At 70.3% G+C, this 14,101-nt stretch carries 15 protein-coding genes; 3 read left to right on the plus strand and 12 right to left on the minus strand.

Annotated elements, in window-relative coordinates; translation table 11 throughout:
- Positions 1-29: 29 nt before the first annotated feature.
- The 5 genes from ACWEPG_RS22020 to ACWEPG_RS22040 are packed head-to-tail and all read right to left on the minus strand — an operon-like array spanning position 30 to position 5,404.
- On the minus strand, positions 30-794 hold the full coding sequence (locus ACWEPG_RS22020; protein WP_452595312.1) for an SDR family NAD(P)-dependent oxidoreductase: 765 nt from the start codon (positions 792-794) through the stop codon (positions 30-32).
- A complete protein-coding gene (locus ACWEPG_RS22025; protein WP_452595313.1) occupies positions 791-1,879 on the minus strand; it encodes an NADP-dependent oxidoreductase in 1,089 nt (362 codons plus the stop codon). Before ACWEPG_RS22025 ends, ACWEPG_RS22020 begins: the two co-directional genes overlap by 4 nt.
- Positions 1,879-2,640 carry an SDR family NAD(P)-dependent oxidoreductase gene (locus ACWEPG_RS22030; RefSeq protein ID WP_452595314.1) on the minus strand — a complete coding sequence of 254 codons (762 nt, stop codon included), beginning with the start codon at positions 2,638-2,640 and terminating at the stop codon, positions 1,879-1,881. The genes ACWEPG_RS22025 and ACWEPG_RS22030 overlap by 1 nt, the downstream gene beginning before the upstream one ends.
- Before the next feature lie 46 nt (positions 2,641-2,686).
- Positions 2,687-3,865, minus strand: a complete 1,179-nt coding sequence (locus ACWEPG_RS22035) for a thiolase family protein (protein WP_452595315.1) — start codon at positions 3,863-3,865, stop codon at positions 2,687-2,689.
- A gap of 48 nt (positions 3,866-3,913) precedes the next feature.
- Positions 3,914-5,404, minus strand: coding sequence for an AMP-binding protein (locus ACWEPG_RS22040; RefSeq protein WP_452595316.1), 1,491 nt, complete (start codon positions 5,402-5,404; stop codon positions 3,914-3,916).
- A gap of 221 nt (positions 5,405-5,625) precedes the next feature.
- Here ACWEPG_RS22040 and ACWEPG_RS22045 point away from each other — a divergent pair, with 221 nt between their 5' ends.
- Entirely contained in the window at positions 5,626-6,666 is a 1,041-nt protein-coding gene (locus ACWEPG_RS22045; protein WP_450116773.1) for a phosphotransferase family protein, read from the plus strand.
- An 18-nt stretch (positions 6,667-6,684) separates the two neighbouring features.
- A complete protein-coding gene (locus ACWEPG_RS22050; RefSeq protein ID WP_450116772.1) occupies positions 6,685-7,611 on the plus strand; it encodes an enoyl-CoA hydratase in 927 nt (308 codons plus the stop codon).
- Positions 7,612-7,711: 100 nt separating this feature from the next.
- Here the strand turns inward: ACWEPG_RS22050 and ACWEPG_RS22055 are convergent, their stop codons facing one another.
- The 5 genes from ACWEPG_RS22055 to ACWEPG_RS22075 all read right to left on the minus strand — a co-directional run bounded on the left by ACWEPG_RS22055 (position 7,712) and on the right by ACWEPG_RS22075 (position 12,030).
- Positions 7,712-8,725 (minus strand): LLM class flavin-dependent oxidoreductase, encoded by a 1,014-nt coding sequence (locus tag ACWEPG_RS22055; protein ID WP_452595317.1) that lies wholly within the window; start codon positions 8,723-8,725, stop codon positions 7,712-7,714.
- The gene (locus ACWEPG_RS22060; RefSeq protein ID WP_452595318.1) at positions 8,722-9,198 is read right to left on the minus strand and encodes a Zn-ribbon domain-containing OB-fold protein; all 477 of its coding nucleotides are present in this window, start codon (positions 9,196-9,198) and stop codon (positions 8,722-8,724) included. Before ACWEPG_RS22060 ends, ACWEPG_RS22055 begins: the two co-directional genes overlap by 4 nt.
- Entirely contained in the window at positions 9,198-10,340 is a 1,143-nt protein-coding gene (locus ACWEPG_RS22065) for a thiolase family protein (RefSeq protein WP_452595319.1), read from the minus strand. Before ACWEPG_RS22065 ends, ACWEPG_RS22060 begins: the two co-directional genes overlap by 1 nt.
- Positions 10,337-11,134 (minus strand): SDR family NAD(P)-dependent oxidoreductase, encoded by a 798-nt coding sequence (locus ACWEPG_RS22070; protein ID WP_452595320.1) that lies wholly within the window; start codon positions 11,132-11,134, stop codon positions 10,337-10,339. The genes ACWEPG_RS22065 and ACWEPG_RS22070 overlap by 4 nt, the downstream gene beginning before the upstream one ends.
- Before the next feature lie 65 nt (positions 11,135-11,199).
- Positions 11,200-12,030 (minus strand): SDR family oxidoreductase, encoded by an 831-nt coding sequence (locus ACWEPG_RS22075; RefSeq protein WP_452595321.1) that lies wholly within the window; start codon positions 12,028-12,030, stop codon positions 11,200-11,202.
- A gap of 114 nt (positions 12,031-12,144) precedes the next feature.
- Here ACWEPG_RS22075 and ACWEPG_RS22080 point away from each other — a divergent pair, with 114 nt between their 5' ends.
- Entirely contained in the window at positions 12,145-12,621 is a 477-nt protein-coding gene (locus tag ACWEPG_RS22080; protein WP_452595322.1) for a nuclear transport factor 2 family protein, read from the plus strand.
- Positions 12,622-12,664: 43 nt separating this feature from the next.
- Here ACWEPG_RS22080 and ACWEPG_RS22085 read toward each other — a convergent pair whose 3' ends face one another.
- Both ACWEPG_RS22085 and ACWEPG_RS22090 read right to left on the minus strand, forming a co-directional pair.
- The gene (locus ACWEPG_RS22085; protein ID WP_450116765.1) at positions 12,665-12,895 is read right to left on the minus strand and encodes a ferredoxin; all 231 of its coding nucleotides are present in this window, start codon (positions 12,893-12,895) and stop codon (positions 12,665-12,667) included.
- A 2-nt stretch (positions 12,896-12,897) separates the two neighbouring features.
- Complete coding sequence (locus tag ACWEPG_RS22090) at positions 12,898-14,094, minus strand: cytochrome P450 (RefSeq protein ID WP_450116764.1); 1,197 nt, start codon at positions 14,092-14,094, stop codon at positions 12,898-12,900.
- Positions 14,095-14,101: the final 7 nt, after the last annotated feature.

The following is a 14,101-nucleotide window of genomic DNA, read 5'->3' on the forward strand; positions in this document are numbered from 1 at the left end:
CCCGTGGCGGGCCGAAAGGACTCACGGGGTCAGCGCATTGCGGTGCGGCCACCGTCGACGGGGAGGATCGCGCCGGAGGTGTAGGTGGACGAGGGGCCGGCGAGATACAGTGCCGCGCCGATGATCTCGTCCGGGCTTCCGGCCCGGCCCAGCGGCAGCGCGGCCATCTTCTCCGCGACCACGTCCATGTCCCACGCCTTGCTGATGTCGGTGAGGAACGGCCCCGCCATGATGGCGTTCACCCGCACGTTCGGTCCGTACGCCTGCGCGAACCCCTTGGTGAGGATGTTCAGGCCGGCCTTCGCCGCGGCGTAGGGCAGGTCGCCCGGAGTGGGCCGCTCCGACGCGATCGAGCTGATGTTGATGATCGACCCGCCCTCGCCGGCGGCCATCCGCGGCGCGACCAGCGTCGTCAGCCGGAACGCGCCCTTGAGGTTGACGTCGAAGACCTTGTCGAACAGCGCCTCCGAGATCTCCTCGAGACTCGAGTAAAGCGGCGACATCCCGGCGTTGTTGACGAGGATGTCGACCTTGCCGAACGCCTCGTAGGCGCGGGCGACCAACGCGTCCTGGGCGTCCCAGTCGCCGACATGGCAGGCGACGGGCAGCGCGCGCCGGCCGGTGGTCTCGGCCACCTCGGCCGCGAGCGCCTCACAGCTGTCGATCTTGCGGCTGACGATGATCGTGTCCGCACCGGCCTTCGCGAACGCCAGCACCATCTCCCGGCCCAGCCCCCGGCTGCCGCCGGTGACGAGAGCGACCTTGCCCTCCAGGGGAAGTGCAGGTGCCGTCATCGTTGTACCTCCTTGTCGGGCGAGTACGTCCCGCCGAGAACCTGTGAATCGTCGGCACTGTCGGCGATCGGGACAATCGCCTTGCCGGTCGCGCTGCCGTCCAGCATGCCGAGGAACGCGTCCCACGCGCCGGCCACCCCGCCGCCGAACGCGGTGTGCACCGGCCGGACGCGTCCGGACTCGATCCACCCGGTCATCTGGTCCTCGAACTCGTCCCGCGCGTGAAGGTGGTCGCGGTGCAGGAAGCCCTCCATCCGGGCCCGGCGCCAGATCAGTTTGATGAGGTTGCTCGGGCCGGGTTGCGGCGTCGCCGAGTTGTAGATGCTGATCATCCCGCACAGCGCGATCCGCGCGTGGTCGTTGATCACCCGGATCGCCGCCTCGAGATGCTCGCCACCGACATTGTCGAGGTAGACGTCGAGACCGCTCGCACCCACCTCCGCCAGCGCTCCGCGCAGTTGCCCGCTGATCGGGCCGTCGTGATGGTCGAAGGCGGCGTCGGCGCCGAGTTCCCGCGCCAGCGCCACCTTCTCGGGTGATCCGGCGCTGGCGATCACGGTGGCACCGCGCAGCTTCGCGAGCTGGACCGCGGTGGAGCCGACCGCCCCGACCGCCGAGGACACGAACACCACGTCCCCGGCACGCACCCGCGCGATCCGGTCGATGCCGATCCATGCGGTCATCCCGGGGATGCCCAGCACGCCGAGGTACGCGGCCGGATCGACCCGCCCGGCCCCGAGCAGCCGGCACTCGGCGGCGGGGACCGACGAGTACTCCCGCCAGCCGAAGTCGTGCAGGACCAGCGCGCCGACCGGCACCGCCGGGTCGGCGGACTCGGTGACCCGGCCGACTGTCGGCGCGCGCAGCGGTTCGCCGATCGGGTAGGGCTCGGCGTAGGTCGACTCCCCGCCCATCCGGCCGCGCATGTACGGCTCGACGGACATCACGAGGTTGCGCACCCGCACCTCGCCCGCCGAGGGGTTGGGCAGCGTCCGGACGACCAGTTCGACATCCGAGTCGACCGGTCGCCCGGTGGGACGCGCGCGCAGGACCCACTCGTGGCTGTCCACCGGCAGGCCGGTCATCAGCGCGGCGCCATCCGGATCGCGCCGTCGAGCCGGATGACCTCACCGTTGAGCATCGGGTTGGACACGATGTGTGCTGCGAGGGAACCGAATTCGGCCGGGTCGCCGAGCCGGCTCGGGTGCGGGATCTGTGCGCCGAGCGAGGCCTTCGCCTCGTCGCCGAGGCCGCCGAGCAGCGGGGTGTCGAACAGTCCCGGCGCGATGGATACGACGCGGATCGCGAGCGAGGCCAGGTCGCGGGCGAGCGGCAGGGTCATGCCCGCGACGCCGGCCTTCGAGGCCGCGTAGGCGGCCTGCCCGATCTGCCCCTCGTAGGCGGCGACCGAGGCGGTCGTGACGATGACGCCGCGCTCCTCGCCTTCGAGTTCGAGCTTCGACATCCGCTCGGCGGCCAGCCGGATCACGTTGAAGGTGCCGATCAGGTTGATGGTGACAACCTTCGTGAACACGTCGAGCGGGAACACTCCCTTGCGGCCGACCACGCGCAGCGACCGGCCGGTGCCCGCGCAGCTCACGACGGCGCGCAGCTCGCCGAACGCCTCGGCGGCGTCGAGCGCGGCCGCGACGGCGACCTCGTAGGTGATGTCGGCCGGGGCGAAGATCGCGTTCTCCCCCAGTTCGGCGGCGACGGCCGCGCCGTTCGACGTGGGCAGGTCGAGCAGGACGACCTTAGATCCCTGCTCGATCAGCTGACGGGCCGTCGCGAGCCCGAGACCGGAGGCACCTCCGGTCACGACGGTGACCTTGCCATTGATGTTCACGAGTGCGCCTTCCTTGACTGCTGTCGGGAGATACGTTGCCGGGTCGTCAGATACGTTCGACGAGAAGAGCGTTCGCCATGCCGCCGTGCTCGCACATCGTCTGCAGGCCGTACCGGCCACCGGTGCGTTCGAGCTGGCCGACCATGGTCGCGAGCAGCCGCACACCGGAGGCGCCGATCGCGTGGCCGAGGGAGATGGCACCGCCGGCGGGGTTGAGCCGCGCCGGGTCCGCACCGAACTCGCGGGCCCAGGCCAGCGGCACCGAGGCGAAGGCCTCGTTGACCTCGTAGACGTCGATGTCGGCGATGGACAGACCGGTGCGGTCCAACAGTTTCTGCGTCGCCGGGATCGGTGCGGTGAGCATGTACAGCGGGTCGTCACCGGCGACGGTGAAGTCGACGAACCGGGCACGCGGGGTCAGACCGAGCTCGGCGGCCTTCTCCTCGGACATGATCAGCGTCGCGGCGGCCGCGTCGGTCAGCGGCGACGAGTTGCCCGGGGTGATCATCCAGCCCAGCCCCGGGAAGCGCTGCTCGGACTCGTCGGACCGGAAGGAGGCCCACAGACCGCCGAGGCTTTCCAGGGTGGTGGCGGCGCGGATCGTCTCGTCCCGGTCGTGGACGCCGGTGGGGACGGCCACCGGCACGATCTCGCGGTCGAAGTGGCCGGCCGCGGCGGCCGACGCGGCACGCCGGTGGGACTCGAATGCGTAGGCGTCGACGTCGTCCCGGGTCATGCCCCACTTCGTCGCGACCAGTTCCGCGGCCACACCCTGGCTGATCCAGCCTTCCGGGTAGCGCTGCCCGAGCCCGACACCGACCAGGTCCCGGCCCATCGGGGCGGTGCCCATCGGCACCCGGCTCATCGACTCGACACCACAGGCGATCACGACGTCGTAGGCGCCGGAGATCACGCCCTGCGCGGCGAAGTGGACGGCCTGCTGGCTCGATCCGCAGGCCCGGGTGACGGTGGTCGCCGGGGTGGACTCGGGCAGGCCCGCCGCCAGCATCGCGGAGCGGGTGATGTTGCCGGCCTGCTCGGACGCCTGGCTGACGGTGCCGCCGATGACGTCGTCGACGAGAACCGGGTCGATCTCGTTGCGCGCCATCAGGCCACGCAGCACCTCCGCGAGCAGGTCGATCGGGTGCACCTCGGAGAGCGCCCCGCCGGCCTTGCCCCGGCCGGACGCCGATCGGACGACGTCGACGATGACGGCATTACGCATTGGATCCTCCAACGGATGGTGAAAGGTGTTGTGGGGAAGGCTCCCCGGTCAGCCTGCGGCGGGCTCGGTGATCTGCGCGACGAGGTCCCGGCGGACCAGTTTGCCGGTGGCGGTCTTGGGCAGTTCGTCGACGAAGACCACCTCGTCGGGGGTGCGCGAGCCGCGCAGTCGCTCCCGGCACCACGTGCGGATCGACTCGGAGTCGGCGTGCTCGGAGCCGACCGGCACGATCACGGCGCAGATGCGCTCGCCCCACTCGTCGTCCGGCACACCGATGACCGCCAGTTCGCGGACGTCGTCGTGGTGGACGAGCACGTCCTCGATCTCGGCCGGGGCGATGTTCTCGCCGCCGCGGATGATGGTGTCGTCGGCACGGCCACCGATGTACAGGTAGCCGTGCTCGATGCGGGCGCGGTCACGGGTGGGGAACCAGCCGTCGGCGTCGAGCGCGGAGCCCTTGCCCATGTACTCGCCGCTGACCTGGGCGCCCCGCACCCACAGCAGACCGGTGTCGCCGTCGCCGAGGATCTCCTCGTTCTCGCCGCGGATCTGCGCCTCCATGCCGGGGACGATGCGCCCGACCGAGCCGAGCCGTCCGCGCAGCGCCGGATCGGCGAGCGCGTCGCGGTGATCGTCGGGCCCGAGCACCGCGATGGTGGAGCTGGTCTCGGTGAGTCCGTAGGCGTTGACGAATCCGGTGTCCGGGAAGGCGACCAGTGCGCGTTCGAGTACCGGCTGCGGCATCCGTGCGCCGCCGTAGGCGAGCGAGCCCAGCGCCGGGGTGTTCGCGGGCGCGCCGTCGAGGTGCTCGACGACCCGGGCCAGCATGGTCGGCACCACCATCGCACTGGTGATGCCCTCCTCGCGGACCAGGTCCAGCCAGGCCTGCGGGGAGAAGTCGGGCAGGTGCACCATGCGGCGCCCGGCGTAGATGTTGCTCAGGACCGCGCCCATGCCGGCCACGTGGTAGGGCGGCGTGCTGACCAGCGTCGCCTGTTCCTCACCCGCGGAACCGAATTCGACGGTGTTGAACAGGTAGGACAGCAGGTGCTGGTGGCGCAGCAACACGCCCTTCGGAGCCGACGTCGTGCCGCTGGTGAACAGGACGATGGCAGTGGCGTCGTCCGGGACGGGCACCGCGTCCACCGGGGTCGCGGCGCGCGCGAGATCGAGGAACTCCTCGCTGGTGAGCACCGTCTCCGCGGCACCGTCGAGCTTGTCCCGGTAGGCCGGGTCGGTGACGATCAACGGGCGGTCGAGCTGGGCGACCAGGTCACGCAGCTGATCGGTTGCGAGACGATAGTTCAGGGGCGCGAGGGGAACGCCGGCCCGAGCCGCGGCGAAGGTGAGGACGGGGAGCACCGGCCCGTTCACGCCGACGAACACGAGGTGCGCGGCACCGTGCTCGGTCAGGACCGCGGCACCGCCGGAGGCGATGTCGCTGAGCTGCTGGTAGGTCATTCCCGCGCCGCGGCGGCCGACGGCGAGCCTGTCGGGATTGACCGATGCGGCCATGTCCAGAACCATTTCGATACCCATTGCACCACCTGGTGAGAACGCTTGGATTGTTGATGTGCACACGAGGTGCGGGGCCACATGCGGCAGGAACATGCCGGCCATCTGACGCAAACGATAACAACTATGCGCCTGAATGTGAAGTGAATCATGACAATGGTTGCAAGCAATGTGTATGGTGCGGTGAGCGAGTGCCCCAGATCACTCGCCCAGCACGAACCAACGAGAGACACGAGGTGCTTCCGATGCGCGACCCGGTGGACATCACCGCTCTGACGGCCTGGCTGGATCACAGCGGCGTCGGCACCGGACCGGTCGAGAACGTGGTCGCCCTGACCGGCGGCACCCAGAACATCCTGGTCAAGTTCACCCGGGACGGCGTCGACTACGTCTTCCGCCGGCCCCCGCTGCACAAGCGCAGCAACAGCGACGAGACCATGCGCCGGGAGGCCCGCATCCTCGAGGCACTGGCGGACAGCGGTGTGCCCCACCCCCGCCTGGTCACCTCGTGCGAGGACCTCGACGTGATGGGCTGCTTCTTCTTCGTGATGGAGGCGATCGAGGGATTCACCGCGACGACCGAGGTGCCCGAGCCGCACGCCTCCTCCGCCGAGGCGCAGCACGCGATGGGACTGTCGATGGTCGACGCCGCGGCCGCGCTCGGCGCCCTCGACCCGGCCGTCCTCGGGCAGGCCCAGGTGGACCGCGCCGACGGCTGGATCGACCGCCAGGTCGGCCGCTGGCGCCGCCAGCTCGACTCCTACCACGAACTCGACGGCTGGCCCGGACCCGATCTCGACGGCCTCGACGAGATCGGCACCTGGCTCGAAGATCACCGCCCCACCGAGTGGCGGAAGGGAATCATCCACGGCGACTACCACTTCGGCAACGTGATGTTCCGCAGGGACGCAGCCGAGGTGGCCGCGGTGGTGGACTGGGAACTGGCCACGGTCGGCGACCCCCTCCTCGACCTCGGGCACCTGCTGGCCAGCTGGCCGAACCCGGACGAGCCGCGCACCGCGGGCCTGGCCCGCCGGCTCGACGGCCTGCCCCGCCGCGACGAGGTGATCGCCCGCTACGGCGCCGTCAGCGGCCGGGACATGTCCGGCTTCGACTGGTACCAGGTGCTCGCCTGCTACCGGCTCGCCATCCTCCTCGAAGGCACCCACGCCCGCGCCTGCGCGGGCAAGGCCGACGCCGACCTCGGCCGGCGATTCCACGGTGTCTCCCAAGCACTTCTCGACCAGGCACGCACCCTCGTCCAGGCCTCCTCCGCGACGGTCTGACCCGAAAGGACCACCGGCATGAGCACAGTCGGCACCGACCCCACCACCGAGGTGGACTACAAGTACCTCCGCTACGAGACCCACGACGAGGGCACCATCGCCCGGATCGTGCTGAGCCGGCCCAAGTACCGCAACGCGCAGAACCGCGGGCTGCTCGTCGAACTCACCGAGGCGTTCCTGCGGGCCGAGGCCGACGACACCGTCCGCGTGGTGATCCTCGCCGGCGACGGGCCCGTCTTCTCCTCCGGACACGACCTCGGCAGCCCGGACTACAAGGCCGAACGGGATCCGGGACCGGACCAGCACTGGTCGTACGGCTGCACCGGCGGCACGAAGGACGCCGTCGAGTCGCGGCACCACCAGGAGTGGCACTACTTCTTCGAGAACACCCGCCGCTGGCGCAACCTGCGCAAGATCACCATCGCGCAGGTGCACGGCAACGTCTTCTCCGCGGCGCTGATGCTGACCTGGGCGTGCGACCTCATCGTCGCCGCAGAGGGCACCCAGTTCGCCGACGTCGTCGCCACCCGCCTCGGCATGTGCGGCGTCGAATACTTCGGCCACCCCTGGGAGTTCGGTCCGCGCAAGGCCAAGGAGCTCCTCCTCACCGGCGACTGCCTCGACGCCGAGGACGCCCGCGCACTCGGCATGGTGAGCAAGATCTTCCCGGCCGACGACCTCGGCGAGCGCACCCTCGAGTTCGCCCGTCGCATCGCCCAGGTGCCCACCATGGCGGCGCTGCTGGTCAAGGAGTCGGTGAACCAGAGCCAGGACGCGATGGGATTCTCCAACGCGCTCGACGCCTGCTTCACGATCCATCAGCTCAGTCACGCGCAGTGGACGCACCTCTCCGGCGGCAAGAGCCCGGTCGGGACGCCCGAACTCGGCCTGCCGGACTGGAAGACGGCACCGCCGGTGCAGCGGGCGGACCCGTACCGTCCCTAGCCCGCGCCCTGCGAGAACGGCGCCCCCACACGGGTGGGGGCGCCGTTCTCGTGCTCCGGGTTGCCTTGCTCCGGGTTGCCGTCGTACCGGATCGCGCGACCTAGGACACCGCTGCCTGCCGCAGACCGTCCGACTCCAGCCGCGGGAGCACCTTGGATGCGAACAGTTCCAGGCTTTCCCAACCGATCTCGGGAGGCGTGCCACCCATGAGCGGCTGGAACATCAGCTCGGACCGGTCACCGCGGGCAGTGGCGAACTCGACGCACTCGTCCGGGGTGAGCACCTGGAACTCCGGCAGCAGCTTGAGATCCTCGACCGTCTCCGCGAACTTGTAGCCGGTGGTCCCGGTCCCCCGCTCCTTCGCCCACTGCGCATTCATGTTGGTGGTGTACATCAGGTGCGGGGCCAGTCGCTGCCAGTCCCGCTCCGGGTCGTCGGTGACGTGCAGGAACAGCGGTCCGGCCGGGTAGGGCCGCGCCGGGACGGGGCGCCCGAGCCGTTCGCACTCCGCCTCGAAGAGCGAGTACAGCCGATCCTTGTCCGACCCGGCCGGGTAGTAGTTGTCACCCAACCGGGCCGCGCGTGCCGCGGACGGATCCGCCGAGCCACCGATGTAGATCGGCGGCCGTGGCGTGGTGACCGGCGTCGGCCGCACCCGCACGGTCCGGCCTCGGAACTCGAAAGATTCACCGGTCCAGGCCTTGTCGAGCGTCTCGATGATCTCCTCGAGGATCTTCACCCGGCGCTTCATCGGGATGTCGAACATCTCGAACTCGTCGGGCCGGTACCCGATCCCCATCGTCATCTCGACCCGGCCGCGCCCGATCAGGTCCAGCGTCGCCAGGTCCTCGGCCAGTCGCAGCGGGTCGTGCAGGACCGCGACCAGCGCGGAGAAGTGCACCCCGATCCGCTGGGTGCGACCGAGCATCGCCCCGGCAAGGATCATCGGCGAGGCGCAGTAGCCGTCCTCGGCGCCGTGGTGTTCGGCGATGTACACCGTCTCGAAGCCGGCCGAGTCGGCCCAGGCGGCCTGTTCGACGGCGGCCCGGTAGAGATCGGCGGCGGGCGCTCCGACGGCGGGCGCCCGCATGTCGTACCGGAGTGAGAGTTTCATCGCGGGGTCTCCTTCTCGTCGGAATCCACCAGTCGGAAGGTGGGCAGGGTGTGGGTGTCGAAGACCGTGGGGGACAACTCGACCCGGTCACCGATGTGGAGCGTGTCCGCTCCGGGGCCGACCAGGTTCGTCACCAACCGCACGCCGGGTGCGTCGTCGATGTCGACGAGCGCGACGGTGTACGGCGGGGTGGACCCGGACGGCAGGAAGGCCCGTTCGACGCGGGTGAAGGTGTGGATCACGCCGGTGCCGCGGACCGGCACCCACTCGGGGCCGTCGGGGTACCCGCACCGGCATCCCGATGCCGGATACCATTGCCATCGACCGCATCCCGGGCACCGGGGCAGGGCGAGACCACCGGCGGCCGCCGCGTCCCAGAACGGTTCGAGCTCGGGCAGGTCCCGCGGCGGCGGGAACTGCGGGACGTGGTCGGCCTCGGTCACCGCGGTGCCGGCCGGCGCCGAATCGGTCATCAGCGGTCCTCCGTCAGGATCAGGGTGGTGTGCTCGCCACCGGCGAGTGCCGCGACCAGCGCGGTGCGGGCACCGGGTACCTGCGCCGCGCCGCGCCGCCCTCGCAGCTGGCGCACCGCCTCGATCACGTGCACGATCCCCGGGATGTAGGCGTAGGCGAGGTGGCCGCCGTGGGTGTTGACCGGCAGCGACCCCCCGGGAGAGGTGTGCCCGTCCGCGGTGAACGCGAACGCCTCTCCCCTGCCGCAGAATCCGAGATCCTCCAGCTGGATCGCCTGCGAGATGCTGAAGCAGTCGTAGATCTCGGCGACGTCGATGTCGGAGGGCCGCAGACCGGCCTCGGCGAATGCCCGCGGACCGGACCGCGCCGACCCGAAGCTGCACATGTCGTCGGCCTGGGTGAAGAAGGAGGTCATGGCCGGCCCCACCGCGACCGTCGAGGCACCGGCCACCCGAACCGCGGCGACGTCCAGGTCCCGGGCCCGGTCGGCGGTGGTGACCACGACCGCCCCGGCCCCGTCGGTGATCAGGCAGCAGTCGGCGGCACGCAACGGGGACGCGATCATCGGGCTGTCCAGGTAGTCCGCCAGGGTCAGCTCGCGGCTGCGCTGGGCACCCGGGGTCAGCCCCGCCCAGGTGCGGTTCGCGATCGCGATCGCGCCGAGCTGGTCCGGAGCGACCCCGTAGGTGTGCAGGTACCGCTGCGCCCACGCGGCGAAGTAGACCGGCTGCCCGTACCAGCCGAAGGGCATCTCGAGGCCGGCCTTGACCGGGTCGTGGGCGTGGAAGGCGTACGGTCCGCCCGGTTTCGACCCCGCGTACCCGTAGTACACGAGAACCACTGCCGCCCGGCCCGATTCGACGGCGGTGCGGGCGAGGTCGATCGCGGCGAGCGGGCCGGCCCCGGCGGGGATGCCGGGGGCGGCCGTGTAGTCACGCGCGATGCCGAGCGCCTCGGCGACGTCGTCCGGCCCCGGCCACGACCCGGCCGAGATCACCCCGTCCACGTCGGCGGCGGTCAGGCCGGCGTCGTCGAGCGCGGCGCGGCACGCGTCGATCACCAGCCGGTCGATCCGGCGGTCGACCGACCGGCCGAACTCCGACTCGCCGACCCCGGCGAGGACAGCGGATCCGGCGATCACTTGGACCGGTGCCCGCGCCAGGCCGTGGTGCCGCCGTCGACCGGGACGACGATGCCGGTCAGGAACGACGCGTCGTCCGAGGCCAGGAAGGCGACCACCTTGGCGATCTCACCGCTGGTGCCGAAGCGCGGGATCAGGTGCGCACCGGTCATGCCGAGCAGGCGGGCGTCGCGGTCCTCCGGCGCGGCCGCGGCGAGGAAGCCCGCACTCATCGGCGTCTCGATCGAGCCGGGTGCGAACGCGTTGACGCGAACCTCCGGAGCGAGCGCGATCGCGGTGGTGCGGGTCAGCTGGATGACGGCCGCCTTGCTCGCCGGGTACGCGGTGCTGACATAGCCGACCATGCCTGCGACGGAGGCGGCGTTGATGATCGACGGCCCACGCCCGGATGCGCGCAGGTGCGGCGCGGCGAACTTCGAGGCCAGCCACACCGCCTTGACGTTGATGTCGAACACCTTGTCCCACACATCTTCCGGCAGACCCTCGAACGAGGCGTCCTCCGCGAAGGCGCCTTCCATGATGCCGGCGTTGTTGATCAAGGTGTCCAGGCCGCCCGCGGCGGCGACGGTGGAATCGATCATCGTCCGGACCTGCTCGCTGTCGGCGAGGTCCACCTCGATGGCGAGGGCCGCGACACCGAGTGCCTCGACCTGCCCGACGGTCTCCTTGGCGCCGTCCATGTTCCGATCCGCGACGGCGACGAACTCGGCGCCCTGACGGGCCGCTTCCACCGCGATCTCCCGGCCCATACCCTGGGCACCTCCGGTCACCAGGATTCGCTTGCCGGTCAACATGGGACCACCTCTTCCGTTCCGTTGTTCGATGTTGGTTCTGACTGTCTGTGCGGCGATCTCGGCCGTCAGCCGCGCCGCCCGGCCTCGAGCAGGGTGACCGGATCGGCGTACCGGCCGCTGGTGTAGGGCGAGACGCCGATGATCCCGGTCATCCCGGCATCGACCGGCAGCGTGACTCCGGTGACGTAGGCGGCGTCGTCGCCGGCCAGGTAGAGCACGCCCGCGGCGACGTCCTCGGGCACCAGCGCCCGGTCCATCAGTGCGGATCCGTCCAGTGCGGTCGCGGCGCCACCGAGGTCGCCGTCCGCGACGACGGCCGCGGTCATCGGGGACACCACCGCTCCGGGGACGATGGTGTTGACCCGGATCCCGTACGGACGAAGCTCGGCCGCCACGGAATTCGACAGGCCGATCACGGCGGCCTTGGCTGCGCTGTAGACGTGCGGACCGACGCCGCCGAGCAGGCCGCCGGGGCTCGAGGTCGAGATGATCACCCCGGACCGCTGCGCCTTCATCACCCGCGCGGCGTGCTTGCAGCCGCAGATCACCGCACGCAGGTTGATCGCGATCGTGGTGTCCGCCTCGGCCATCGGTGTGCGGTCGATGGGGCCGAGGACGCCCATCACCCCGGCGTTGTTGAACATGATGTCGAGCCGTCCGAAGGTCGTGACCGCGAGGTCGACGGCGGCGGCGACGTCGTCCTCGACGGTGACGTCGGTGGGCACGAACAGCGCCCGGGGACCGAGCTCGGCGGCGAGGGCGGCGCCCGCTTCGTGCTGCAGGTCCGCGATCACCACGGCCGCACCCTCGCGATGCAGGCCCCGCACCACCGCAGCGCCGATGCCGCCCGCTGCGCCGGTGACCACTGCCACCCGACCGTCGAATCTGTTCACCATGGGCACTCCCGCGACGACCATTTACCTGATAACAATATGCATGAAATCTAGATCACATTCCGGCTGTCGGCAATGCCCGCCTCTGGTCGGACCGCCCGCCACCGGAGGACCCCCGTGACACCAGACGAGATGACCATCGCGCTGACCGCCCTCACCGAACGGGTGGCCGGACTGGAGGCCGAGCGCGCCGCACTGAGCCTGATGCACCGCTACGCGGCCGCGCTCGACGATCCGGACCCCGCGGCGCTCTCCCGGCTGTTCACCCCCGACGGAACGCTCGCCACGCCGCGGGCCGAGCACCGCGGCCGCGCCGCGATCGTGGACTTCTTCACGCAGGCCCGACAGCGGGACGCGAGTACCAAGCGGCACTTCGTCTGCCAGCCCGAGGTGACCACGACGGGGCCGGACAGGGCGGCGCTGCAGTGCTACTTCCTCTACACCGCACTGCCCGGAGCCTCGGAGCCTCCATCAGTGCTCGGATGGGGTGCCTACCGCGCCGAGTGCCGAATCGATTCGGGCACGGCACTGTTCGAGTCACTCCGAATCGCGGTGCACGCCACCTCGGAACTCGCTGCCGCACACGCGCTCTGACCAGAAACCGGCGCGGACCCGTGTCGGGTCCGCGCCGGCTCGCTCAGCTCGCCCGGTAGGCGATGGCGCGCTCCGGGCAGGCGTCGGCGGCGTCGCGCGCCTGCGCCAGCAGGTCCGGGCCGATCGGCAGATCCTGACCGGCCTGCGCGACGAAGCCCGCCTCGTCATCGGTGAGCAGGTCCGGCGCCACGGCGTAGCAACGGCCGTGCCCCATGCACTTCCCCTCGGCAACACTCAGCGTGCCGACGGTGTCCTGTGCGGTGTCTCCGGCCATGATCAGACGTCCCATTCCAGTTCGAGGTTCTCCAGGGTCAGCTGCGAGCCCCGCTCCACGAGCGGCGCCTCACCGCGAATCCGGTAGTTCGGAATCCGCTTGTGCCACTCCTCCAGCACCACGGCCAGTTCCAGCCGCGCCAGGTGCATGCCCAGGCAGCGGTGCGGTCCGGCGCCGAACCCGAGGTGGCGGTTGAGTCCGGGCCGGTCGAGCACGAACTCGTCGGGCTCGGGATACATGCGCGGATCCCGGTTCGCGGAGCCGACACCGAGCCAGATCACATCCCCGGTCTTCATGTCGAGGCCGTGGAATTCGGTGTCCTCCTGCACCTCTCGTCCGGCCTGGATGACCAGGGGGTAGAGCCGGATGAACTCCTCGACGGCCTTCTTCGTCAGGTCCGGGTCGTCGATCAGCATCTGCCGGTCCGCGTCGTGCTGCGCGAGGTGCGCGAAGATGTACCCGAGCGCGGAGCGGGTGGTGTCGAGCCCGGCGAGCATGATCGACAGGCAGGTGGTGAGGATGTCGTCCTTGCTCAGCGGCTCGCCGTCGATCTCCGCCTCGAGGAGCCGGGTCACCATGTCCTCGGCGGGGTCGAGCGGGTTGGCACGGCGATCCTCGACGGCCTTGTCGAAGTACTCCAGAATCTTGCCCTGCCACAACTGGGCGTCGTCGACGTCGCCGCGGAGCATCGCCCGGAACATGTTCTCGCTCCACGGCAGGAAGAAGTCACCGTCGGAGACGGGCAGTCCGAGGAGTGCGAGGAACAGGTCCGTCGGGTACCGGATCGCGAACTCCTGCACGAAGTTGCAGTGACCCCGGTCCTTGATCTCCTCGATCAGCTCGATGCAGCGGGAGTAGGCCAGCTCTTCCATCCGCCCGATCGCGGCGGGCGCGAAGAACGGGTTCAGGACGCGACGGAAACGCTGATGGGTGTCACCGTTGAGATCCTGTGGCAGCAGCGGAATCCCGCTCTTGGGGTACAGCGCGGTCCGGACGTCGGTGGTCCAGGTGCGCCAGTTCTGGAAGCCCTCGAGCACGTCGTCGTAACGGGTGAGCATCCAGAAGCCGCGTTCGGTCGTGTCGTTGAAGTGGAAGCGATCCTGCTCCCGCTCGGCGTCGAGCAACGCGTAGTGACCGTAGATTTCGCTCTCGCGCGTGTAGTCGGTGTGGCTGACGGGGCATTTGAGTGGCTGAGCCATGTCTTCT

This window comes from Rhodococcus sp. NPDC004095 (assembly GCF_053604015.1).